We start from the raw sequence: 23,759 nt of genomic DNA, 5'->3' as shown, positions 1-23,759 counted from the left end.
GGGGCGCTAAAGTGACGCCGCTGCTCAATCCCAAGACACCCGCATCCTGAAAACTCAGAGGTTGACATGATCGTCCTGAAAGCCACACAAGACAAAGTTCTCGCGGTCCTGCAATCGGTGTCCGGCATTGTTGAACGCCGCCACACCCTGCCCATCCTGGCGAACGTGCTGATCAAAAAGACCGGCAACGCCATGCAATTTACCACCAGCGATCTGGAAATCCAGATTCGCACCACCGCAGAACTCGGTGGCGACACGGGTGACTTCGCGACCACCATCGGCGCGCGCAAGCTCATCGACATTCTCAAGACCATGCCCGGCGACCAGACCGTGGCCCTGGAGTCGCAGCAGTCCAAGATGATTTTGAAGGGCGGCAAGAGCCGCTTCACGCTGCAGACCCTGCCCGCTGAAGACTTTCCGCTGGTGCAGGAAGCGGCCAACTTTGGCCCTGCCTTCAGCGTGCCCCAGAAGGTACTCAAGGACCTGATGGGCCAGGTCTCGTTTGCCATGGCGGTGCAGGACATTCGCTACTACCTCAACGGCATTCTGTTCGTGGCCGAAGGCAATACGCTGAGCCTGGTGGCCACCGATGGTCACCGCCTGGCCTGGGCCAGCGCCGAGCTGGACGTGGACGTGGGCGAGAAGCAGGAAGTCATCCTGCCCCGCAAGACCGTGCTGGAGCTGCAGCGCCTGCTGAGTGACGTGGGTGGCGAGAACTCGCCCCGCATCGAAATGCAGTTTGCGAACAACCAGGCCAAGTTCACCTTTGGCGGCATGGAGTTCGTGACCAAGCTGGTCGAGGGCAAGTTCCCTGACTACAACCGCGTGATTCCACGCAACCACCAGAACAGCGTCACCCTGGGCCGCGCACCGCTGCTGGCTTCGCTGCAGCGCACGGCCATCATGACCAGCGACAAGTTCAAGGGCGTGCGCCTGACGATTGAGCCTGGCACGCTGCGTGTGGCATCCAACAACGCCGACCAGGAAGAGGCGGTGGACGAACTCGATATCGACTACGGCAGCGACGCCATCGACATCGGCTTCAACGTCACCTACCTGCTGGACGTGCTGTCCAATATGTCGCAGGACATGGTCAAGATCGACCTGCAGGACAGCAACAGCTCCGCGCTGATCACCATCCCCGGCAACGACAACTTCAAGTACGTTGTCATGCCCATGCGCATTTGATGCGTCACCGGATCAGGCGTGATAGTCTGATCACTTCTCAAAAAAAGTAGCTGCTGGCGCTTGCCAGCGCTTCTTTTTGAAACGATTTATTGGTATTTCCCAGGCAAACCAAGCGCAAACAGCTCTTGAGTTTGTAGCAGTAAGGCAACTTCATGACCGACGAGAACAAGCCAGAAAACCAGACCACAGCACCCGCAGCGCCCGCTGACACCGGCTACGGCGAAGGTGCCATCCAGATCCTGGAAGGCCTGGAGGCCGTGCGCAAGCGCCCCGGCATGTACATCGGCGACACCTCCGATGGCACGGGCCTGCACCACCTGGTGTTCGAAGTGGTGGACAACTCCATCGACGAAGCACTGGCAGGCCACTGCGATGACATCCTGGTGACCATCCATGCCGATGGCTCGCTGTCCGTCATCGACAACGGCCGCGGCATTCCCACCGGCGTGAAGATGGACGACAAGCACGAGCCCAAGCGCTCGGCCGCAGAAATCGCCCTGACCGAACTGCACGCGGGCGGCAAGTTCAACCAGAACAGCTACAAGGTCTCCGGCGGTCTGCACGGCGTGGGCGTGTCCTGCGTGAACGCGCTGTCCGTGTGGCTCAAGCTCACCGTGCGCCGCGACGGCAAGGTGCATGAGATCGACTTCTCGCGCGGCTTTGTACAAAACCGCCTGATCGAAGTAGTGGACGGCGTTGAAACCTCGCCCATGCGCATCGTGGGCGAGACCGACAAGCGCGGCACCAAGGTGCACTTCCTGCCTGACCAGGAAATCTTCAAGGAGAACTTTGAGTTCCGCTACGAAGTGCTGGCCAAGCGTCTGCGTGAACTGTCCTTCCTGAACAACGGCGTGCGCATTCGCCTCAAGGACGAGCGCGACGGCAAGGAAGACGACTTCTCCGGCGCCGGTGGCGTCAAGGGCTTTGTGGACTTCATCAACACCAACAAGAAGGTGTTGCACCCCACGGCTTTCTATGCGACCGGCTCGCGCCCAGCCGACACCTACGGCGGCATTCCCGGCACCGAAATCGGTGTGGAAGTGGCCATGCAGTGGAACGATGGCTACAACGAGCAAGTCCTGTGCTTTACCAACAACATCCCGCAGCGTGACGGTGGTACCCACCTGACCGGCCTGCGCGCGGCCATGACCCGCGTGATCGGCAAGTACATTGCCGACAATGAACTGGCCAAGAAGGCCAAGGTCGAAGTCTCTGGCGACGACATGCGTGAAGGCCTGTGCGCGGTGCTGAGCGTGAAGGTGCCCGAGCCCAAGTTCTCCAGCCAGACCAAGGACAAGCTGGTCAGCTCCGAAGTGCGTGCGCCGGTGGAAGACATCGTCGCCAAGACACTGACCGAGTACCTGGAAGAAAACCCCAACGACGCGAAGATTCTGTGCGGCAAGATCATTGAAGCTGCCCGCGCCCGTGAAGCTGCGCGCAAGGCCCGTGAAATGACCCGCCGCAAGGGCGTGCTGGACGGCATGGGCCTGCCCGGCAAGCTGGCCGACTGCCAGGAAAAAGACCCCGCGCTGTGCGAAATCTACATCGTGGAGGGTGACTCCGCCGGTGGCTCCGCCAAGCAGGGCCGTGACCGCAAGTTCCAGGCCATCCTGCCCCTGCGCGGCAAGATCCTGAACGTGGAAAAAGCCCGCTACGAAAAGCTGCTGTCCAGCCAGGAAATCATCACCCTGATTACCGCTCTGGGCACCGGCATTGGCAAGGCCACGGCAGAGTCTGGCAAGAGCAACTCGGACGACTACAACCCCGACAAGCTGCGCTACCACCGCATCATCATCATGACCGACGCGGACGTGGACGGTGCCCACATCCGTACCCTGCTGCTGACCTTCTTCTACCGCCAGATGCCTGAGCTGGTCGAGCGTGGCCACATCTACATCGCCCAGCCACCGCTGTACAAAGTCAAGAACGGCAAGGAAGAGCTGTACCTGAAAGACGGCCCCGCGCTGAACAAGTACCTGCTCAAGATCGCGCTGAATAACGCATCCGTCACCACCGGCGGCGCTGCGCCTCGCACCATCGAAGGCGAAGAGCTGGCCAAGCTGGCCGACATGCACCTGGCCGCAGAAATGGTCATTGAGCGCCTGTCGCACTTCCTGGACACCGAAGCCCTGCGCGCCATTGCCGATGGCGTGAAGATCAAGCTCGACACGCTGGAAGACGCCCAGGCCTGCGCCCCCGTGCTGGAAGCCAAGCTGCGCGAACTGACCACCACCGGCGTGCCTGCTGCCGTGACTGCGGAACTCGACCCACACACCGAGAACCCCATCCTGCGCATCAGCCGCCACCACCACGGCAACATCAAGAGCTCCATCCTCACGCAGGACTTTGTGCGCAGCCAGGACTACGCCGCCCTGTCTGCCGAGGCGGACAGCTTTGCCGGTCTGCTGGCCGAAGGCGCCAAGGTCACACGCGGTGAAGGCGAAAAGGCCAAGACCGAAAAGGTCAGCGACTTCCGCCAGGCCATGCGCTGGCTGATCGCCGAAGCCGAGCGCACCACCGCACGCCAGCGCTACAAGGGTCTGGGTGAAATGAACCCCGAGCAGCTGTGGGAAACCACCATGGACCCCAATGTGCGCAGCCTGCTGCAGGTCAAGATCAACGACGCCATCGAAGCCGACCGCGTGTTCACCATGCTGATGGGCGACGAAGTGGAGCCACGCCGCAACTTCATTGAAGACAACGCGCTCAGGGCGGGGAATATTGACGTTTGATGTCTAATGTAGGTGACTGGAATAAGTGGGATTTTGGAAACAAAAAGGTGGGATTTTTCTTCCCACACCACTTATGCCTGGACCTACTCGTAGGTGACAAGCTTCAGAGAGACAAGCGCACGAACTTCAGATAGCGGGCGCTTAAAGAAAAGAGAGTTGTGCTCTCGCATACAGAGATATGCACCCTAGAAAGCACAACGCCACCCATAGGGTGGCGCGGCTCTGTTACGTAAGGGGCATCACCTCTTTCGGTCTTTCAACCTATGGTACCTAGCCTGACGACTAGGATGGGAGCGGCTTGTCCTTACGTGTATGGAGCGAAGTATAACGAACAAAGTAAGTCCGTCAATGCCATACGAAAATTTCTTGACTTCCGTTTCATCGCCTCGTAGTGGTGTGTACAGGCGCGTTTTTCGGACACAGAACGAGGTTGAGACCTGCGGGGCCATCTTGTGGGGACAACAAGTCACGATGTCCCTTCTATCACTGACATCGAACTTCGAAGTTGCGTTGCGAAACCGCATACATGTGAGCCTCTCTAGGCAAGCGAGCTCGAAACTAAACGCGCAATCTTCGGACTCTTTTCCTTGGTATGACAAAGAGTTAGGTTGGCTTCAGCTTAACGGAGAGTCACTAGAAAAAGTGGAAAGAATACTTTCTGCTAACCAGCTACGTTTAAAAGTTCAACCACCTCCTGACAAGGTGATTTCAAGACTCTCATTTGGATTTTGGTCAAATATTCTTGACTCACAACTACCTGGACCGATAGCAGCCAGAACTTTCCCGGAAATCCTTCCGTATCACCCTTCAAGCAAACACCACTGGAAACATGTTAATAACCAGAAGGTAGTAGTTGACATCATTAAAGGTGTGCAAACTTGGAGAAACCGCTTGGCTCATTGCAAGCCTGTCTGGAATGAAGGATGGTTCCGCAGTAGTCCGAATCAGCATTGGACTGAACTTCTACCCCGCTTAAAGCAAAAGCATAACGAGGTCCTAGACTGTCTTTCGTGGATATGCCCCGCAACATGTACTGTTTATAAAGACTCATTCGCTGGGAAAATTTTTCCAGCTTTGGTTTCTGAGGAAGCTATCGTTGCACACCTTCAAGCGCCAACAACTTTTGGGGTATCACCGATTTTTTCGGCTCCCACGCCACAAGAAATAGCAGCTTATAAAGCTCGTAGATGAATAGCGATTGGCGCCTTGCATCAACTGCAAGCTCTTGCATGGGCTGCTTCCTCCTCCGCACTTCCTACTTTGGAGGCCTACTGGCTCAGCAAGATAGGCTGAGTTTATTGGCCTACTTCGCGTTAACTCTAGCCAAAGCTAGCGCTATAGCTAAGCACCGCTATTAGAGGCATAATTTTCGCGAAGAACCACCTCTGCGGTGCCATGTTGCCTCTGATTTGAAGCATTATTTGCTTGGTGCATAGACTCCGATGGGGTGACTACCCCGACATGCTGAAGTTTTCACAGACCATCTGTAGAGTTGAAATTTTGTCCCACCTTTTCCTTGCCATTTGTCCCAGCTGATGTTGCAAGGTCAAGCTAAGCGATTGATTTCAAAGAGGTGAAAATCCCATTTATTTCAACCACCTACAGTCTAAAGAAAGCGTATCTCTTATCTAAAAAATACGCCAAGAATGCTTTAGAAAACAAAAAAATCAACAGCTTACAAATGGCGCTTGGATACATCCAAGCGCCATTTTTCTATATAGCTTCGCTTCTAACCAAGCGCCAGACGGTCCCAGAACGAGGGCCTTCTGGATAAATGAGCCCTTCTTTTTTCATGCTCTGGATCAGGTTTTTTTAGGCGTTGTTGCATAAATCGCCGGGCCTGCAAAATTCAATTTCAGGCCATCAACAGCTTTTCGCTGTCCTGTTGGCGCTGCTGACAGCCAAGTTAAAAACGCTGAGATAAAAAAGCGTGCAAAAAAGCCTTTGAGGCCCAAGCGCACCACTGCCCGCATCAGCCAACGCAGGTTGTAGCCTGCAGCGCATAGCACCGCATGGATGGCATCACCCATTTGTCCTTTGAGCCAGCAGCGGTCCATTCCGTGATCTGCTTTGGTAAGGATCAAAGTTCGTACCCACAATTTGATGGCTACCGTCTGCTACCCCCCAGACCATCCAGGCACGATCCTTACGCTCCAAAGCAGCGGTATTTGCCAGCGCAGACAGATATTGACCAATGGTTTCCGCGTCCTGCAAATTCTCTTTGAATTCCACTGTTGCTTGCTCACGAGGCAAATGCAGTAGCTCCATCAACTTGGCGTGCAATGCTGCTGTATCCATTCGTCCATCTCCCTGTCTTCAAAAATCGCTGCCCTCTCGCTGAACCGCATGCTTAAACTCCGTCAACGAGTACCGCCCCAGACAGCTGGCATATCTCTCAAGAGTATGCATATTTAATTCATCCAACGACAAACGTTCTCTCCCCCATGCCCTCCCTCAACCAGCAACGCACCCAGAAGTACATTCAGGCCCGGCAGCAGCATCCGGCCTGGCTGCTGCTGGCTTCGCGCAGGGCGCCGTTGATGCTCAGTTGCCTGGAGGCACTGTTTGAGCACCAGCGCGAAGGCGTGGGTTTTGATGATGCCGTGCAGGCACTGGCAGACATGCTGGCGGCGCATGCCAACCAGCCTGACTATGAGATTGACCCCGCCGATGTGGCCGCACAGGCACGCAAGGAGTTGCGCGAGTGGATTCGCCGAGCCTTGATCACCGAGCGCGAGGGCAAGATTTTTGAGACCGATGCGCTCAAGACGGCGCTGCGTTTTCTGGAGCAGCTGGACAACCGCTGGATGACCTCCACCGCTTCGCGCCTGGCGATCGTGCAGCGTGAAATTGACCACCTGGCGGCAGCACTGGATCCCAACCCTGAACACCGCGCCGCCCACCTGCAGCGCCACATAGAAGAGCTGCAGGCACAGCTGGCGCAGGTGCAGCGTGGTGAATTGCCAGTGCTCAGCGAAGAACAGGCGGTGGAAGGCGTTCGCGAGGTCTATGCACTGGCCACCAGCCTGCGTGAAGACTTCCGCCGCGTGGAAGACTCCTGGCGCGAGGCAGACCGTGCCTTGCGCCAGGCCATTTTGAGTGCGCAGCATCACCGGGGCTCAATCATGGATCAGCTGCTCGAAGGCCATGCCAGCTTGCTCAACACCCAAGAAGGGCGGGTGTTTGAGAACTTCCAGCAGCAGCTGGACCGCCAGAGCGAACTGTCCGAGATGCGCCAGCGCATCCGCAGCATTCTGGCCCACCCTGCCGCGCAGCAGGCCCTGGATGACTTGCAGCAAAGCAGCCTGCGCCTGCTGGTAAGCCAGCTCATCAAAGAGGCCAAGGTGGTGCAGCAAGTGCGTGCGCGCAGCGAACGTGAGGTCAGCCAGTTCATGAAGACCGGCCAGGCCGCCGAAAACCAGCGCGTGGGCCAGCTGCTCAATGACATCTTGCAGCAGGCCCTGGAGGTGGACTGGCAGCGCCAGGCCGTGCGCCGCCAGCCTGCGCCACTGCCGCCCATTGGCATCAGCCTGGCGGGGCTGCCGCTGATAGAGCGCCTGCGGGTCAAATCGCTGGAACAGGCGCAGACATCTGCCGAGTTGATGCTGACCACGCAATATGCCGATCTGGACCAGATGGAAGATGAGTTCTGGCAGGCGTTTGAGGGGCTGGACCAGCAGGCCCTACTGGCGCAGACACTACAGGTGCTGCAGCAGCACGCGCGCCCCATGAGCCTGCACGAGCTGGCGCAAGCCCTGCCACTGGGCGAGCACGATCTGGAAACGCTGACCGTATGGCTGACTGCCGCGCAGGCAGCGGGCATAGCACCAGCAGACGGCTGCGAACATATCACCACCACCGATGCACAAGGACAAGCTGCCTGGCGTTTTACCGTGCCTCGCGTACAGTTGAGCGCTGACGATGTTCAGACTTTTGAAGCACAGTAATCCATAAAAAATCATAGCTGCTAGCGCTTGATTTATCTTGGTTTTGCATAAAAACCAGCGTCAAAACATTGCAGCACAAGCGGTAGCAGCTATTTTTAGATGAGTTCCATGGGCACCACTCCCTCTGACGATCTGTTTGACCAATGGGCGGCCAGCACGCCAGACGATGCGCAGGACAGCGCTCTTTCTGCGCCAGAATCAGCACCCGCCAGCAACACGACACCCGTCAACCTGCGCCGCGCCATGCAGGAGTTGCTCAAGCATGGCCTGCTGGAGCAGCAAAGCAAGCCCCAGCTGTTTCGCCAGATGCTGACGGAAACCGCACGCATCAATACGCTGCTGGAGCCGCTGGATCTGGAGCTGCGCCTGGACGACACGCGGGGGCTGGCCTATGTCGCCATTCCTGCCAGCTACCAGCCCGATGAGGACGAGGGTGATGAATGGACGCATCCCCTGGTGCGCCGCCAGCGGCTGACGCTGGAGCAATCCCTGCTGCTGGCGGTTTTGCGGCGCGAGTTTTTGCAGCAGGAGCAAGAGCGCGGCATTGGCGTGCCTGTGTACACCAGTGTCGAGCAACTGCTGCCGCAGCTGGAGATCTACCTGAGCGCCAGCGGCAGCGAGATGCAGGACCGCAAGCGCCTGCTGACGCTGCTGGAGCACCTGCGCAGTCATGGCGTGGTGTCAGAAGTGGATGCGCAGGAGCGCGTGCTGGTTCGACCCATGATCGTGCATCTGGCCAATCCGCAGAACCTGCAGGCACTGCTCCAGCATCTGCGCAAGCTGACCCAACCCAAGCAGCAGGAGGAAGCACATGCCGACGACGAATGAAACTGCCCCCAGCTTTCACCTGAGCGAACTGCACCTGTACAACTGGGGCGCGTTTGCAGGCCGCCACCAGGCACTGCTGGATGCAGACAACACCGCCATCATCGGCCCCACAGGCAGCGGCAAGACCACGCTGATTGATGCCTTGATGACACTGCTGTGCGCCAGCCCGCGCTACAACCTGGCATCCACCGGCGGCCATGAAAGCGACCGCGATCTGGTGTCCTATGTGCGCGGCGCCACCGGCCCCGGCCACAGCGGTGATGGCAGCCAGCACCTCACACGCAGTGGCCGCACCGTCACGGCCATTGGCGCACGCCTGGTGCGCGGAGAGGAATCCGTGCTGCTGGGCGCACTGTTCTGGCTGGATGGCACCAGCTCCTCCGCCTCCGACATGGGCAAACGCTGGTTTTTTGCGCAAGGCGCTGACCACCACTTGGATCTGTGGCTCGAGGCCCACCACCGTGGCGGTGCGCGTGCCCTGACGCAGCTGGAAAAAAACACCGAAGGGCTGCAGAGCTTTTCCAGCAAAAAGGCCTATCTGGCCCGGCTGCAGCGCTTCTTTGAAGTAGGCCCGAATGCTTTTACCCTGCTCAACCGCGCCGCAGGCCTGAAGCAGCTCAACAGCATTGACGAGATTTTTCGGGAGCTGGTGCTGGACGACCACGCCGCGTTTGACGATGCCCTGCAAGTGGTGGCCAGCTTTGACCAGCTTGCCTCCATCCATGCCGACCTGGAAGTGGCTAACCGCCAGTACCTGTCCCTGCTGCCCCTGCGCGACCTGGAACAGCAGGCGCGCAAACAGACGGAGCTGGTCGATCAGCTTCAGCGCCTGAAAGTTGCCCTGCCCGCCTGGTTCGCCACGCAAGGCCTGCAGCTGTGGGAAGCTCGCTGCCAGGAACTGCTGCGCGAACTGCAGGTGCTGCAGGGCCAATGCCACACCGCCAACGACGCCTTGCAGCAGGCACGGCAGCATGAGCAAGACGCCTTGGCCCACTACCTGCAAGCAGGCGGCAGCAATATTGAAATGCTGCGCAACAGCATTGCCACGCAAAAAGGCATCCTGCAGCAGCGCGAAAAAGCCTTGCTCGACTACCTCCAGCTGGCCCGCAATCTGGCACTGAGCGTGCCCCGCCGCCAAGCCATGAATGCCAGCGTGCTGGCTGCGCAGCAGGCCCAGGCACGCACGGCACTGGAGCAGCTCGCTGCGCAGGAAACCGCACTGCAAGAGGCCGCAGAAACCGCTGTCACGGCCGAGCGCAATGCCCATGCCCAGCTGCAGCAATGGCAGCAGGAATTGCAGGAAGTGCGTGCGCGGCCGCATTCCAACGTGCCTGCCAACTTTCAGCAGTTCCGCGCCGATCTGGCCCAGCACCTGCAATGCCCACCGGAAGATCTGCCCTTTGTGGCCGAGCTGGTGGAAGTGCCCGCTGCCCACCACGCCTGGCGCGGCGCCATCGAGCGTGCTCTGGGCAACCACCGCCTGCGCGTGCTGGTGGCCCCTGCCCTGATGCAGCGTACGCTGGACTGGGTCAACCAGCGCCACAACCGCCTGCATGTGCGCCTGCTGGAAGCGCGAGAGAGTGAGCCCGTGGACTTCTGGGACGATGGCTTTGCCCGCAAACTCAACCTCAAGCCCCATGCCCACAGCGCCGCACTGCGCCAGCTGCTGGCCGGGCTGGACCGCCACTGCGTAAACGATGTGCAAACCCTGGCCCACACCCCGCATGCCATGACGCAGCAGGGCCTGATGTCTGGCAAAGCCCAGCACTTTGACAAGCAGGACCAGAAACGCCTGGACCAGGACTGGATGACGGGCTTTGACAACCGCGACCGGCTGGCCCAGCTCAGCGCACAGATCGCACAGGCCGAGCAGGCATGGAAGCAGCTCGATGCCAACAAACGCCAGGCCCAGCAGGCACTGAGCCACTTGCGTGCGCAGCGCATCCTGTGGGAGCGCTTACAGGAGCTGCGCTACGAACTCATCGATGTGGCCGGCCCACAGGCCGAGATCCAGCGGCTGCAGGACCAGCTCGATGCCCTGCTCGACCCACAATCCGACGCCACCCAGGCCCAGCAGCGCTGGGAAGCTGCCAAAGCGCAGACCCAGGCCGCCGACCAGACGCTGCGCCAGCTGGAGCAACACAGGCAGCGGCAAACCGCCATTCACGAACAGGCCCTGCAGCAGCGTGACCAGTTCGCCCAGCGGGTGGCCGAAACGCCCGCGTCCACGCTGGATACAGGTCTGGTGCAGCTGCTGCCCAAAGGGCGACTGCCCCAGCTGCAACACGAGCAGCTGCATGCACAAGAGCGCGACACCCTGGGCAAGATACAGGAACGCCTGGAGCAGGAAAACCGCCGCCTTCATGACACGCACAAGGAGCTGATTCGCCAGATGGGCAAGGCGCTCAAGGAAGACACGGGGGCACTGGTCGATCACAGCGAGGAGCTGGCCGCGCTGCCGCATTTTCTGGACCGACTGCGGGTGCTGGAAGAAGAGGCATTGCCCGAGAAACGCGCCCACTTTCAGGAGTATCTGAACGCCGCTTCAGACCAGGGCGTGAGCACCTTGCTCAAGGGCATCGAAACCCAGGTCAGTGACATTCTGGACCGCATCGAAGCCCTTAACCAGACCTTGCTGCGCGTGGACTTTCAGCCTGGCCGCTACCTGCAGCTGGACCCGCAACCCGTGGTGCACCAGAGCCTGCAGGCACTGAACAAGGCCATGGCGCAGCTGCGCACTGAACGCCTGCGCGACGACGGCGGCCGCAGCCACTACCAGGCTCTGCGTGCCATGGTGGAACTGCTGCGCGAGCACGCCAGCAACCGGCGCAACAAGGCATCGCAAGCCTTGCTGGATGCACGCTACCGCCTGCAGTTTGCTGTGCAAGTGCTCGACCGCGAAAGCGGTCAGGTACTGGAGCGGCGCACAGGCTCACAAGGTGGCAGCGGTGGCGAGAAAGAAATCATTGCCAGCTATGTGCTCACCGCCTCGCTGAGCTATGCCCTGTGCCCGCCGGGCCGCAACCGCCCACTGTTTGGCAGCATTGTGCTCGACGAGGCATTCTCCAAAAGCTCGCAGGCCGTGGCGGCACGCATTATTCAGGCGCTGCGCGAGTTTGGCCTGCACGCCCTGTTTGTCACGCCCAACAAGGAAATGCGCCTGCTGCGCGACCACACACGCTCTGCCGTGGTGGTGCACCGCCGTGGCGCACAGGCCAGCCTGGCCTGCCTGAGCTGGCAGGAGCTGCAGGCACGTGCGCAGCAGCGCCAGGCCCACGCACCGCAGACCGCATGAAAACGCCACAGCAACTGGCCCACTGGCTCACCCGCTGCTGGCAGCGCCAGGACTGGCGCGAAAAGCAGCTACTGCCCGGCACGCCCGGGGCATGGCCGCTGCGCCTGGCCATTGGCCTGCCCGACAGCCAGGTGTTTCTGCAAAACGGCAGTGCCTTGCGCCAGCACTTGCAGCAATGGCACAGCGTGGCGGACCGCGGCATTGGCACGGTTCTCTGGACAGAACACCGCTTTCGCGGCGCCAGCGCGGCCCTGCGCATTCCCACCCACTGGGAGCTGGCCAAGCCTTCGCAATACCTGCAGGCCGTGCGCCAGCTGGGTGGCAGCAGCGGCACAGCCATTGCGCGGGAGTACAGCGCGCTGCAAACCGTGCTGGGCCAGGTGGATCCGTGCTTTCACCGCCTGCTGGTACGCCGCCTGGCCCTGTGGCGCGATACGCCGGTAGAGGCCGTCGTCACCGCCGCCCGCATCGCCATGGAACTGCAGCCGCAATGCGCCCAGGGCAAGCCCCTGCGCGCGCTGGCCCTGCAAGGCAATGACAGCAAGTTTTTTGAGCGCCACGCCGCCCTGCTCAAAGCCTTGCTGGATGAGCGCTTTGACGGTGCCGCCAGCCGCGAAGGCCTGGCGGCATTTCTGGGTGCGAGCGAAGAGGCCGACCACTGGCTGCTGGTACTGCCCCTGGCCCCGGGCCTGCTGCCCTTTGGACGCCTGCGGCTGAGCACGCAGGAGCTGCGGCACACCCCACTGCCCGGCCAGCGGGTGCTGCTGGTGGAAAACGAACAATGCGCTCACCACCTCAACATCACCCTGCCAGACACCGTGGCCGTACTCGGTGCGGGTCTGGATCTGGAATGGCTCAACGCCCCCTGGCTGCAGGAACGCCACGTGGCCTACTGGGGCGATATGGACAGCTGGGGCCTGCAGATGCTGGCCACGGCACGCCGCCACCTGCCCCATCTGCAGGCCTTGATGATGGACCGCCCCAGCTTTGAGGCCCACGCCCAGCACGCCGTGCCAGAGCCTGTCCCCACCACGCTGGATGCGCACTGGCATGACCTGCTGCCGCACGAGCAGGAGTTGGCCCAATGGCTGGGCCAGCAAGGCTGTGGCAGGCTGGAGCAGGAGTTTTTACGCACGCAATGGGTACAGCAGCATCTGACGCAGTGGTTGGCAGGAACGCCAGCAGCGGTCTAGCCACTTGCCGCCAGCGCCCCAAAAACAAAGCCTCTCAGGCGCAACACCTGAGAGGCTTTTTATGTATGAATCCGTACGGAATCAGGCCTTAGAACGGGATGTCGTCATCCATGTCGTCAAAGCCAGATGCTGCACGCTGGGGAGGAGGTGCCATGGGCGCTGGTGCGGCGGCAGGGGCCTGCTGCTGGGGTGCTGCAGGGCGGGGAGCAGGCGCTGCGGGGCGGCGGGATGCAGGTGCTGCATAACCGCCGTTGTCGCCATAGCCTGCGTCATCGCCATAGCCCTGGTTCTGGCCGCCCATGCCGCCACCCTGGCGGCCGCCGAGCATCTGCATGCTGTCGGCGCGGATTTCGGTGCTGTAGCGCTCGATGCCTTGCTGGTCCGTCCACTTGCGGGTACGCAGGCTGCCTTCTACGTAGACCTGGCTGCCCTTGCGCAGGTACTGGCCCACGATTTCAGCCAGACGGCCGTTGAACACCACGCGGTGCCACTCGGTGGCTTCCTTGTTTTCGCCGGTGTTCTTGTCGCGCCAGCGGTCGGTCGTGGCGATGGTGACGTTGGCAACCTGATCTCCGCTGGGGAAGGTGCGCATTTCGGGGTCGCGCCCCAGGTTGCCGACGAGAATGACTTTGTTGACAGATGCCATGGTGAATACCTTTGGTTCAGTGGTAGCACGGGCGTTGATGGGGGAGTTCCCGTGCCAGATAGTGATTGCAGCACCCCCCGGAATGACTGCAGGAGCGCAGCTTAGCGCATGTTGTGAGTGCCTGCACGCCCGTAGCTTCCCTTGGGGAAAAGAAGTTGCCCAACGGCTACGGATATTCAAAAAACATAGCTTCTTGCGCTCGTAAAACAAGGGGTTCAGAGCCATTCAAGCCTGAACCCCTTGTCAATATTGCGCCGCAAGCTATTTATTTTTTAGCGTCATAGCGCCCTATGGGTTGGAGCGGCCAGGTGATGATGAGCCACAGCAGCATCAGCGCCGTGGTAGCGGCAAACAGCACAGGCGCACCGCCCAGCTTGGCCAGCACACCGCCCAGAAAACCACCGGCAAACAGGCCCAGCGACTGCAGCGTGTTGTAGGCCCCCAGTGCTGCACCGCGCAGATGGGCGGGCGCCATGCGCGAGACCAGACTGGGCTGCGTGGCCTCCAGCGCGTTAAAGCCAACAAAGAACACAAACATCAGCACCCCCATGACAGCCAGCGAGGGGGCTGCGGCTGCCTCGGCCATCACGCCCAGCACTGCCTGCACGACCAGCACCAGGGCGATGGAGCCCAGCAGCGCGGCACGCAGGCGGCCACGGCGCTCCATGGCAAACAAGGCCCCCATGGCGACGAAGGACAGCACCACGGCAGGCAGATAGAGCTTCCAGTGCACATCCTTGGCCAGACCAGCCGCCACCAGCATGGCGGGCACGGCCACCCACATGGACATCTGCACGGTGTGGAGGATGAAGACACCGGCGTTCAGGCGCAGCAGATCGCCATGGCCCAGCAGCTCGCGAGCGCTGCCACGCGGGGCCTCTGCGTGGTGTTCAGGCTCCGCAGGCACGACCCACAGCACCACGGCAATGCCAGCCAGTGCCAGCGCAAAGGTCAGGCCAAAAATGCCAGACAAACCACCCCAGGCCGCCAGCACGGGGCTGAGCACCAGGGCCAGCGCAAACATCAGGCCGATGGAGCCGCCCACCATGGCCATGGCCTTGGTGCGTACGCTGTCGCGGGTCATATCGGCCATCAGCGCCGTCACAGCCGCCGACACGGCACCTGCACCCTGCAGGGCGCGGCCCAGCATCAGTCCGGTGAGCGAGTCCGCCAGTGCAGCCACCAGACTGCCCAGTGCAAACACGGCCAGCCCGGCCACGATGATGCGTTTGCGCCCCCAGCGGTCAGAGGCCAGGCCCAGCGGCAGCTGGAACACGGCCTGCGTCAGCCCATACAGGCCCATGGCAAAGCCCACCATGGCGGGGTTGTCACCACCGGGGTATTTGGCGGCTTCCAGCGCAAACACGGGCAGCACCAGAAACAGGCCCAGCATGCGCAGCGCAAAAATCAGGGCCAGGCTGGCGCTGGAGCGGCGCTCCTGCGCGGTCATCTTGCCCGCAACGGCGGCTGGGGCATCAGGGGAGGAAGAAGCAAACTGAGACTGGGACACGCGACAAAACCAGGGTTGGGCGGCATAAAAAACCGCTGTGCTCAGCGGCGCAGGCCTTGGCTAGCAAGACTCAGGCAGTGCGAAAAATACGCGCTGCGCAAATCCTTATTGTCTGCGATTCGTACCAAGCCTGCTACACGCGCACAGGTGCAAATCTCTATGATGGCTGGTTTACCTTTGCCACGACTGCACCGCTGTGACTGACGCTTTGACACCAAAATTGCCTGAGGACGCCGGCCGCTATCTGGGCCATGCCATGGGCCACACCCACATCAGCATCCGCGGTGCGCGTACGCACAACCTCAAGAACATTGATCTGGACATCCCGCGCAACCAGCTGGTGGTGGTGACGGGGCTGTCCGGCTCGGGCAAGTCCAGCCTGGCGTTTGACACCCTGTACGCCGAGGGTCAGCGCCGCTATGTGGAAAGCCTCTCGGCCTATGCGCGGCAGTTTCTGGGGCAGCTCGACAAACCCGATGTGGATTTGATCGAAGGCCTGTCGCCCGCCATTGCGATTGAGCAAAAGGCCGCCAGCCACAACCCGCGCTCCACGGTGGGTACGGTCACAGAAATCAACGACTACCTGCGCCTGCTGTTTGCGCGCGCAGGCACGCCCTACTGCCCCGAGCACGGTCTGCCCCTGCAGGCCCAGACCATCAGCCAGATGGTCGATGCCATGCTTGCCTTGCCCGAGGGCACCAAACTCATGCTGCTGGCCCCCATGGCACGCAGCCGCAAGGGCGACTTTGCCGAGCTGTTTGTGCAGATGCAGGCCCAGGGCTATATCCGCTTTCGCATTGATGGCAAGGTGGTGGAGGCGGCCGATCTGCAGCCGCTGGACAAAAACAGCAAGCACGATGTGGACGTGGTGATTGACCGCATCAAGGTGCGTGCCGATCTGCAGCAGCGCCTGGCCGAGAGCATTGAGGCCGCACTGCGCATTGGTGGTGATGCCTCCAGCGGCCGCGTGCTGGCAGTGGACATGGATTCTGGCCAGGAGCACATCTTCAGCAGCCGCTTTGCCTGCCCACTGTGCACCTACTCGCTGGAAGAGCTGGAGCCACGCCTGTTCTCCTTCAACTCGCCCATGGGGGCCTGCCCCACCTGTGATGGTCTGGGCCTGAGCGAAGACTTTGACCCGGACAAGGTCGTGCCCTTCCCGTCTGTGAGCGTGGCCAATGGCGCCATCCACGGCTGGGACAGCCGCAACCCCACCTACTTCAGCCTGCTGCAAAGCATTGCCCACCATTACGGGCAGGATGTGAACGCTGCTTTTGAAGCCTGGCCCGCCGATGTGCAGAAAGTAGTGCTTTGGGGCTCCGGCGAGGAAAAAATTCCGTTTGCCTACGACAGCGATGGCAAGACCACCGTGGTCGAGCATGTGTTTGAAGGCGTCATCCCCAACATGATGCGCCGCCTGCGCGAGACCGATTCGCAGATCGTGCGCGACGACCTGTCACGCCTGCGCAGCATACGCACCTGCCCCGACTGCCAGGGCACGCGCCTGCGCCGCGAAGCGCGCTTTGTGCGTGTGGGTGATGGCGACCAGGCCCGCGCCATCTATGAGGTCAACCGCGCCACGCTGACCGAAGCCCACCAGTGGTTCCGCAGCCTGCAGCTGCAGGGCAGCAAGGCCGACATTGCCGAGAAAGTGGTGCGCGAGATTGCTGCACGCCTGCGCTTCTTGCTGGACGTGGGCCTGAGCTATCTGAGCCTGGACCGCAGTGCTGACACGCTCTCAGGCGGCGAGGCCCAGCGCATTCGCCTGGCCAGCCAGATTGGCAGCGGCCTGACGGGCGTGATGTATGTGCTGGACGAGCCCAGCATTGGCCTGCACCAGCGCGACAACGACCGCCTGATTGCCACGCTGGAGCACCTGCGGGACATTGGCAACAGCGTCATCGTGGTCGAGCACGACGAAGACATGATGCGTGCGGCCGACCACATCATCGATATGGGGCCGGGCGCTGGCGTGCATGGCGGCCAGGTCATGGCCCAGGGCACGTTCGAGCAGGTCAAGGCCAACCCGAACTCACCCACCGGCCAGTATCTGAGCGGCACCAAGGCCATTGCCGTGCCGCGCCAGCGCACGCCGTGGATACCAGTCAAGCAGGACGATGCCGCCGCACAGCCTGCCAGCGGCTTTCCCAGCATTCGCGGCAGCGAGGCCGCCAGCCAGCACCACGCCCTGCAGGCCCTGCGCGTAGTGGGGGCCAGCGGCCACAACCTGCGTGATGTGACCGTGGACTTTCCCGTGGGACTGTTCACCTGCGTGACGGGGGTGTCAGGCTCGGGCAAATCCACCCTGGTCAATGACACCCTGTATGCCGAGGTCGCGCGCCAGCTGCACCGTGCAGGCACGGAGCCTGCACCCCACCAGGCACTGGAAGGGCTGGAGTATTTCGACAAGGTCATCAATGTGGACCAGTCGCCCATTGGCCGCACACCGCGCAGTAACCCGGCCACCTACACCGGGCTGTTTACACCGATTCGCGATCTGTTTGCCGAAACCAATACGGCGCGGGAGCGCGGCTACGGCCCCGGGCGCTTCAGCTTCAACGTCTCCGGCGGGCGCTGCGAGGCCTGTCAGGGCGATGGCCTGATCAAGGTGGAAATGCACTTTCTGCCGGACGTGTATGTGCCCTGCGACATCTGCCACGGCAAGCGCTACAACCGCGAGACGCTGCAGGTGCAGTGGAAGGGCAGGAATATTGCCGATGTGCTGGAGATGACGGTGGAAGACGCCCACGCCTTCTTCAAGGACGTGCCCAGCATCCACCGCAAGCTGCAGACGCTGATGAACGTGGGCCTGGGCTATATCCGCCTGGGCCAGAGCGCGACCACGCTCTCAGGCGGCGAGGCGCAGCGCGTCAAGCTCGCACAGGAGCTGTCCAAGCGCGACACGGGCCGCACGCTCTACATCCTCGATGAGCCCACCACCGGCCTGCACTTTGCCGATGTGCAGCTGCTGCTCAAAGTGCTGCACCAGCTGCGCGATGCGGGCAACACCATCGTGGTGATTGAGCACAACCTGGACGTGATCAAGACTGCCGACTGGGTCATCGACATGGGCCCCGAAGGCGGTGCAGGCGGCGGCCAGGTGGTTGCCGTGGGCACACCCGAGCAGGTGGCGGCCCACCCTGAAAGCCATACGGGACGCTATCTGCAGGCGTATCTGCAGCCACGGTAAAACGCCCTGCCACTTCTGTTTTAGTAGCTTTTTGCGCTTGAATAAAAAGGGTTTCAGATAGTTTTCTATCTGAAACCCTTTGTTTTTCTGCACTGACCGCTTCTGTTTTTATCTTCTACGCAACAAAGCCCGGCGCAGCATGCGTGCCGCGCGGTCGCGAATCTGGAAGGGGCTGTGGCTGTCTGCAGGGCGGTACTTGGCATGGGTGCAGGCCGTGAGAAAGTCGCCCAGCAGCACACTGCTGTCGATGATGGGGCTGTCCGGGTTGTGGAATTCCGGGTGCCACTGCGTGGCCGCGATATAGCTCTTGCCTGGTTCATGGCGGCAGATGGCTTCGGGAATATGGTCGGGAATGCTCCAGGCCTCTACCACAAAGCCCGGTGCTACCTGCTTGATGCCCTGGTGGTGAATGCTGTTCACCCGCGCCACGTAGGTGTTGGGGTAGAGCTGCGCCAAGCGCGAGCCGGGCACGATGTGGATGTCATGCTGGTGGCGGTCATAGGCATCGGCATTGCGGTGCACCTGCGCACCGGGCACCTGGGTCAGGATATCCTGGTAGAGCGTGCCGCCAAAGGCCACGTTGATGAGTTGCAGCCCGCGGCACACGCCAAAGATGGGCTTTCCCGCCTGGCTGAAGGCCTCGACCACGGCCAGGTCGTACAGATCGCGCACGCGGTCGCCCAGCCATTCCGGGCGCAGCGGCTCCTCGCCATAGCTGCCGGGCCACACGTCTGCACCACCGTGCATGACCACACCGTCCAGCCAGTCTGCATAGTGGGCCAGCGTGACGTCGCCCTTGGCAGTTTCGCCCATGGGGCAGGGAATCATGACCACCATGGCGCCACTGGACATGATCCAGTGCGCGATGGACTGCTCCACGTATTGCAGGGTCTTGCCTGTAAACAGCGGGCGGCTGGGGTCTGCATGCGAAAAACAGGCGGACAGACCGATCTTGAGGCGGCGAGCGGCGGGCAGGGACATGGGCAGGCGAGGTGGAGGTGCTAGGGCGTGTTCACATAAAGCTTGAGATTCGCGTTGAAGGCTTGGGGATGGGATGCTAGGCGCGGTGGCGCAGCAATGCCGAGCGCCTTGCAAGCCGCCGCAACAACGCAGACCGCCCCAAGCCTTCAACCCCATTTGTGATCTCCATAATCAGGGGCAGCGAACCCAATGTTGATGTGAACACGCCCTAGTTGTAACCTCAGCCTGCCGCCCTGTCATGTAGGAACTGCAGCCATACGGTTTTAGCGGTGAGCATCTGCCAACAAAGCCCTCCATGTGCTGGTACTTGCGCTGCATGTCTGTCTGCAGCCCACACGCAGGAAGCGTTTTGGCTGATTGGAGGTTTGACCAATATCAAGTAACTTTCAAGCTCGAACTTGAAATGGCCCAAAGAAGTCCCACACTGTAGAAAACCACACACCGAGACTGCGCTTGCAGCCATCGCGTGAACGATTTCGCTGGTCATCCAGCGCAACCGCTGCACCTTCTGGTGCGGCTTTGGCGATAAGGAGATATGCATGCAAGTACAAGTCCATACCGACGCAACCATCCAGGGCGGCGAATCGCTGGAACAATGGACTCGCGAAGAGGTCAACAGCAAGCTGGCCCGCCTCAAGGAATACGTGGTGCGGGTAGAGGTCTTTTTCACGGGCGTGGATGCCATGAAGGTCAATGGCGCCCCCGGCAAGAAATGCGTGCTGGAAACCCGTGCCAACGGTCGCCCGCCTGTAGCCGTCAATGCAGAAGCCGAAAAGCTGCACGACGCCTTCCATGCCGCCATCGAAAAGTTGCGCCGCGCCGTAGAGTCTGACCTCGACAAGGTGCGTGACAAGAACATTCGCGAAAGCGTGCGCGGGGTCGATGACGCGGCCACCGGCACAGAAGGCTAAGCCTCGCACTGCTCCTCTGGTCTTGCCGACCAGTTCACAACAAAAAAGCCATGACCTTGCGGTCATGGCTTTTGTTTTAGGCGCTACGAAGCGTTATCGCTTAGACGGCTTCAGCAGTCAGTGCACCGGGCGTGGTTAGCTTGTCAGCCACCAGCAGAGCCTTCATCTGAGCCTGGCTCATGATGCCCAGCTCTTCAGCCACCACAGCGATAGGCTTGCCGGTCGCAATCGCCGTCTTGGCAATCTTGGCCGCCTTTTCGTAGCCGATCAGGGGGTTCAGTGCGGTCACCAGGGTCACGGACTCATGGATGCGGGCATCCAGCAATTCGGTGTTGGCCACAATGCCTTCCACACAGTTCACCTGCAGGGTCTTGCAGGCGGCTGCCAGGTGGGTCAGGCTCTGGTGCAGCGCCCAGCCCATCAGGGGCTCAAACGCGTTCAGCTGCAGCTGACCGGCTTCCACAGCCATGGTGATGGCAGCGTCGTTGCCGATCACTTCAAAGCACACCTGGTTCATCACCTCGGGGATCACGGGGTTGACCTTGCCGGGCATGATGGAAGAACCTGCCTGGCGGGCGGGCAGCTTGATGTCGCCCACGCCAGCCTGAGGGCCGGAAGACAGCAGACGCAGATCGTTGCTGATCTTGGACAGCTTCACGGCGATGCGCTTGAGGATGCCGGAGATGTCTGCAAACACGCCAGTGTCGGCCGTGCCAGCAATCATGTCCTTGGACTTGAACACAGGCACGCCAGAGAACTCAGCCAGCTTGGTGGTCACCACGTCGGCATAGCCCACAGGAGCGTTGATGCCGGTACCGATGGCGGTGCCGCCCATGTTGATTTCGCACAGCAAGGCAGCCGACTCACGCAGGCGCTGCTCGTCAGCGGCAATCATGGACACAAAGGAGTTGAACTCCTGGCCCAGTGTCATAGGCACGGCGTCCTGCAGCTGGGTACGGCCAATCTTCAGGATATCCTTGAACTCTTCAGCCTTGGCCTGGAAGGCACCGCGCAGCGAAGCCAGTGCGGCCAGCAGGTTCTGCACTTCAAAGTAGGTCGCCAGCTTCACCGAAGTGGGGTAGGAGTCGTTGGTCGACTGCGAGGCATTGACGTGGTCATTGGGGTGAATCACGTCGTAGCGGCCCTTTTCCAGGCCCAGCGTTTCCAGCGCCAGGTTGGCAATGACCTCGTTGGCGTTCATATTGGTCGAGGTGCCAGCGCCGCCCTGAATCACGTCCACCACAAACTGGTCATGGTGCTTGCCAGCGATCAGCAGATCGCAGGCCTTGGCAATGGCCTGGGCCTGCTGCTCATTGATGGCGCCCATGGCCAGGTTGGCGGCAGCAGCCGCCTTCTTCACATAGGCAAAGCCGCGAATCAGCGCAGGCATTTGCGCCACGGTCTGGCCCGTGATGGGGAAATTTTCCACAGCACGTGCCGAATGCACGCCCCAGTAGGCGTTGTCGGGAATGTCCTTGGGACCCAGAAAGTCGCTTTCTTGACGCATGACGACCACTCTCCAATGCAATAAAAAATCGGGCTCCATGCACGTGCAAACGCCGCCCGCAGGCGGCGTCAAACTGCTCCATGCATATGTAATGACATCCCACATCCACGAGCGACCATGCCAAACTATGCGCAGTGGTGCAGGACCTTATGCATGGATTATGAAATCTTTCCTGCATGGGTCGCACTCATTTTGTGCATACCTATGTCATCTGCACTTTTATTGGGCAGAAAACCATGGTTTCTGCCTACTTTATGAGCATACGTATAAATAAAACTCATAACCTGGTTGTTTTTTCTCTATATTCGCACCGATTTAGTGCGAATACGCTGTGCGGCATCGATTCATTTTGGTGCAGTGCAGTTTTCCTGCCGGTGCCATCCGTGGCGCCACTTATCGTTTGGCCATACGTTTTGGAGACAAGCACATGACAAGCTGCCTGACTGCTGCCACCGCCACCACCGCTGCCTTGCCCCTGCAATTTCATGCCCGCATCAGCGGCAAAGTGCAGCACCGCGTAGGCGATGGCATGCTGCATGACATCCCGCAGGGTCAGAAAGTGCATGTAGACACGGCCCTGGCCAGCATGGTCGTGTCCTGGCACAGCGATGGCCAGCCGGTCACTGTCACACTGGCGCGTGAGGAATTTCTGTTCTACGTGGACGAAGGCCGCATTGAAGTGCTGGGCTGAAGCCCCCCAGAAACACAAAAAGCCAAGTCCTGAGGACTTGGATTTTTTTGATAGCTGCCAGCGCTTACAGAATAAGCGCTAGCGGCATATTTGGCTAGTAATTTGGAATTACTTGCCAGCGACCACGCGCACCATTTCCAGGCACTTGTTGGAGTAGCCCCACTCGTTGTCGTACCAGGCCACGACCTTCACAAAGGTCTTGTCCAGTGCGATACCTGCTTCGGCGTCAAACACGGAAGTGCAGGTTTCGCCACGGAAGTCGGTAGCCACCACCTTGTCTTCGGTGTAACCCAGCACGCCCTTCAGAGCGCCTTGGGACTGTGCCTTCATTTCAGCGCAGATGTCTTCATAAGAAGCTTCGGTGTTCAGCTCCACAGTCAGGTCGACCACGGACACGTCAGACGTAGGCACGCGGAAGGACATGCCGGTCAGCTTCTTGTTCAGCTCAGGAATCACCACGCCCACAGCCTTGGCAGCGCCAGTGCTGGAAGGAATGATGTTTTCCAGAATGCCGCGGCCGCCGCGCCAGTCTTTGTTCGATGGGCCGTCCACGGTCTTCTGTGTCGCCGTAGCAGCGTGCACAGTCGTCATCAGACCGCGCTTGATGCCCCACTTGTCGTTCAGCACCTTGGCCACGGGAGCCAGGCAGTTGGTGGTGCACGAAGCGTTGGAGACCACGTCCTGACCCGCATAGGTCTGGTGGTTCACGCCGAACACAAACATGGGGGTAGCGTCCTTGGAGGGCGCAGACATGATGACCTTCTTGGCGCCAGCAGCGATGTGCTTGCGGGCGGTTTCGTCGGTCAGGAACAGGCCGGTGGATTCGATCACCACTTCCGCGCCCACTTCGTTCCACTTCAGGTTGGCAGGGTCGCGCTCCTGGGTCAGACGGATCTTCTTGCCGTTCACGATCAGGGTGTTGCCCTCGACCGAAACTTCACCGTCAAAACGGCCGTGCACGCTGTCGTACTTCAGCATGTAGGCCAGATAGTCAGGCTCAAGCAGGTCGTTGATGCCCACGATTTCGATGTCCGAAAAGTTCTGCACGGCGGAGCGCAGCACGTTGCGGCCAATACGGCCAAAGCCGTTGATACCAACCTTGATAGTCATAGTTGCCTCGTCTATGGATAGTGAAAACAG

15 protein-coding genes and 1 pseudogene are annotated in these 23,759 nt (G+C 60.5%); 9 read left to right on the top strand and 7 right to left on the bottom strand.

Features of this window, described 5'->3' with window-relative positions; genetic code table 11:
• Positions 1 to 66: 66 nt before the first annotated feature.
• Together dnaN and gyrB are read left to right on the top strand one after the other, a co-directional pair.
• A complete protein-coding gene (dnaN, locus tag B5M06_RS06125; protein ID WP_054065382.1) occupies positions 67 to 1,188 on the top strand; it encodes a DNA polymerase III subunit beta in 1,122 nt (373 codons plus the stop codon).
• Between the two features lie 152 nt (positions 1,189 to 1,340).
• On the top strand, positions 1,341 to 3,920 hold the full coding sequence (gene gyrB, locus B5M06_RS06120) for a DNA topoisomerase (ATP-hydrolyzing) subunit B (protein ID WP_054065381.1): 2,580 nt from the start codon (positions 1,341 to 1,343) through the stop codon (positions 3,918 to 3,920).
• Positions 3,921 to 5,722: 1,802 nt separating this feature from the next.
• Here the strand turns inward: gyrB and B5M06_RS17390 are convergent.
• A pseudogene (locus tag B5M06_RS17390) lies at positions 5,723 to 5,992 on the bottom strand (hypothetical protein); the annotation flags it as partial.
• Positions 5,943 to 6,188: an AlbA family DNA-binding domain-containing protein gene (locus B5M06_RS06110; RefSeq protein WP_240184038.1), complete on the bottom strand. Its 246-nt coding sequence runs from the start codon at positions 6,186 to 6,188 to the stop codon at positions 5,943 to 5,945. The pseudogene B5M06_RS17390 and the gene B5M06_RS06110, both read right to left, overlap by 50 nt.
• Positions 6,189 to 6,364: 176 nt before the next feature.
• Between B5M06_RS06110 and B5M06_RS06105 the strand changes: the two genes are divergently transcribed.
• The 4 genes from B5M06_RS06105 to B5M06_RS06090 all read left to right on the top strand — a co-directional run bounded on the left by B5M06_RS06105 (position 6,365) and on the right by B5M06_RS06090 (position 13,183).
• Positions 6,365 to 7,867: a DUF3375 domain-containing protein gene (locus B5M06_RS06105; RefSeq protein ID WP_054065379.1), complete on the top strand. Its 1,503-nt coding sequence runs from the start codon at positions 6,365 to 6,367 to the stop codon at positions 7,865 to 7,867.
• A 108-nt stretch (positions 7,868 to 7,975) separates the two neighbouring features.
• Entirely contained in the window at positions 7,976 to 8,695 is a 720-nt protein-coding gene (locus B5M06_RS06100) for a DUF4194 domain-containing protein (protein ID WP_080025186.1), read from the top strand.
• A complete protein-coding gene (locus B5M06_RS06095) occupies positions 8,679 to 11,990 on the top strand; it encodes an ATP-binding protein (RefSeq protein ID WP_054065378.1) in 3,312 nt (1,103 codons plus the stop codon). Before B5M06_RS06100 ends, B5M06_RS06095 begins: the two co-directional genes overlap by 17 nt.
• The gene (locus B5M06_RS06090; RefSeq protein ID WP_054065377.1) at positions 11,987 to 13,183 is read left to right on the top strand and encodes a Wadjet anti-phage system protein JetD domain-containing protein; all 1,197 of its coding nucleotides are present in this window, start codon (positions 11,987 to 11,989) and stop codon (positions 13,181 to 13,183) included. The genes B5M06_RS06095 and B5M06_RS06090 overlap by 4 nt, the downstream gene beginning before the upstream one ends.
• A gap of 88 nt (positions 13,184 to 13,271) precedes the next feature.
• On the opposite strand, the gene ssb is transcribed toward B5M06_RS06090, so the two are convergent.
• Positions 13,272 to 13,829, bottom strand: coding sequence for a single-stranded DNA-binding protein (ssb, locus tag B5M06_RS06085; protein ID WP_054065376.1), 558 nt, complete (start codon positions 13,827 to 13,829; stop codon positions 13,272 to 13,274).
• A gap of 265 nt (positions 13,830 to 14,094) precedes the next feature.
• Positions 14,095 to 15,279, bottom strand: a complete 1,185-nt coding sequence (locus B5M06_RS06080; protein ID WP_054065433.1) for an MFS transporter — start codon at positions 15,277 to 15,279, stop codon at positions 14,095 to 14,097.
• Between the two features lie 316 nt (positions 15,280 to 15,595).
• Here B5M06_RS06080 and uvrA point away from each other — a divergent pair, with 316 nt between their 5' ends.
• The gene (gene uvrA / locus B5M06_RS06075; protein WP_080025336.1) at positions 15,596 to 18,529 is read left to right on the top strand and encodes an excinuclease ABC subunit UvrA; all 2,934 of its coding nucleotides are present in this window, start codon (positions 15,596 to 15,598) and stop codon (positions 18,527 to 18,529) included.
• Positions 18,530 to 18,637: 108 nt separating this feature from the next.
• Here uvrA and B5M06_RS06070 read toward each other — a convergent pair whose 3' ends face one another.
• Positions 18,638 to 19,510, bottom strand: a complete 873-nt coding sequence (locus B5M06_RS06070; protein WP_054065374.1) for a gamma-glutamyl-gamma-aminobutyrate hydrolase family protein — start codon at positions 19,508 to 19,510, stop codon at positions 18,638 to 18,640.
• A gap of 539 nt (positions 19,511 to 20,049) precedes the next feature.
• Between B5M06_RS06070 and B5M06_RS06065 the strand changes: the two genes are divergently transcribed.
• Complete coding sequence (locus B5M06_RS06065; protein ID WP_054065804.1) at positions 20,050 to 20,421, top strand: HPF/RaiA family ribosome-associated protein; 372 nt, start codon at positions 20,050 to 20,052, stop codon at positions 20,419 to 20,421.
• Positions 20,422 to 20,521: 100 nt separating this feature from the next.
• Here the strand turns inward: B5M06_RS06065 and B5M06_RS06060 are convergent, their stop codons facing one another.
• Positions 20,522 to 21,928 (bottom strand): aspartate ammonia-lyase, encoded by a 1,407-nt coding sequence (locus B5M06_RS06060; protein ID WP_054065805.1) that lies wholly within the window; start codon positions 21,926 to 21,928, stop codon positions 20,522 to 20,524.
• Between the two features lie 427 nt (positions 21,929 to 22,355).
• On the opposite strand from B5M06_RS06060, the gene B5M06_RS06055 reads away from it, so the two are divergent.
• Positions 22,356 to 22,619: a hypothetical protein gene (locus B5M06_RS06055; RefSeq protein ID WP_130932739.1), complete on the top strand. Its 264-nt coding sequence runs from the start codon at positions 22,356 to 22,358 to the stop codon at positions 22,617 to 22,619.
• Positions 22,620 to 22,727: 108 nt separating this feature from the next.
• Here B5M06_RS06055 and gap read toward each other — a convergent pair whose 3' ends face one another.
• Positions 22,728 to 23,729: a type I glyceraldehyde-3-phosphate dehydrogenase gene (gene gap, locus B5M06_RS06050; RefSeq protein WP_054065807.1), complete on the bottom strand. Its 1,002-nt coding sequence runs from the start codon at positions 23,727 to 23,729 to the stop codon at positions 22,728 to 22,730.
• Positions 23,730 to 23,759: the final 30 nt, after the last annotated feature.

Source organism: Comamonas kerstersii, from assembly GCF_002056725.1.
Lineage (GTDB): Bacteria > Pseudomonadota > Gammaproteobacteria > Burkholderiales > Burkholderiaceae_C > Comamonas > Comamonas kerstersii.
This window is presented reverse-complemented; position numbering and strand designations above follow the sequence as displayed.

Excerpts from the sequence above, each read along its gene's own strand:
- dnaN (WP_054065382.1), top strand. The coding sequence starts at position 67 with ATGATCGTCCTGAAAGCCACACAAGACAAAGTTCTCGCGGTCCTGCAA.
- gyrB (WP_054065381.1), top strand. The coding sequence starts at position 1,341 with ATGACCGACGAGAACAAGCCAGAAAACCAGACCACAGCACCCGCAGCG.
- B5M06_RS06110 (WP_240184038.1), bottom strand. The coding sequence starts at position 6,188 with ATGGAGCTACTGCATTTGCCTCGTGAGCAAGCAACAGTGGAATTCAAA.
- B5M06_RS06105 (WP_054065379.1), top strand. The coding sequence starts at position 6,365 with ATGCCCTCCCTCAACCAGCAACGCACCCAGAAGTACATTCAGGCCCGG.
- B5M06_RS06100 (WP_080025186.1), top strand. The coding sequence starts at position 7,976 with ATGGGCACCACTCCCTCTGACGATCTGTTTGACCAATGGGCGGCCAGC.
- B5M06_RS06095 (WP_054065378.1), top strand. The coding sequence starts at position 8,679 with ATGCCGACGACGAATGAAACTGCCCCCAGCTTTCACCTGAGCGAACTG.
- B5M06_RS06090 (WP_054065377.1), top strand. The coding sequence starts at position 11,987 with ATGAAAACGCCACAGCAACTGGCCCACTGGCTCACCCGCTGCTGGCAG.
- ssb (WP_054065376.1), bottom strand. The coding sequence starts at position 13,829 with ATGGCATCTGTCAACAAAGTCATTCTCGTCGGCAACCTGGGGCGCGAC.
- B5M06_RS06080 (WP_054065433.1), bottom strand. The coding sequence starts at position 15,279 with ATGACCGCGCAGGAGCGCCGCTCCAGCGCCAGCCTGGCCCTGATTTTT.
- uvrA (WP_080025336.1), top strand. The coding sequence starts at position 15,596 with ATGGGCCACACCCACATCAGCATCCGCGGTGCGCGTACGCACAACCTC.
- B5M06_RS06070 (WP_054065374.1), bottom strand. The coding sequence starts at position 19,510 with ATGTCCCTGCCCGCCGCTCGCCGCCTCAAGATCGGTCTGTCCGCCTGT.
- B5M06_RS06065 (WP_054065804.1), top strand. The coding sequence starts at position 20,050 with ATGCAAGTACAAGTCCATACCGACGCAACCATCCAGGGCGGCGAATCG.
- B5M06_RS06060 (WP_054065805.1), bottom strand. The coding sequence starts at position 21,928 with ATGCGTCAAGAAAGCGACTTTCTGGGTCCCAAGGACATTCCCGACAAC.
- B5M06_RS06055 (WP_130932739.1), top strand. The coding sequence starts at position 22,356 with ATGACAAGCTGCCTGACTGCTGCCACCGCCACCACCGCTGCCTTGCCC.
- gap (WP_054065807.1), bottom strand. The coding sequence starts at position 23,729 with ATGACTATCAAGGTTGGTATCAACGGCTTTGGCCGTATTGGCCGCAAC.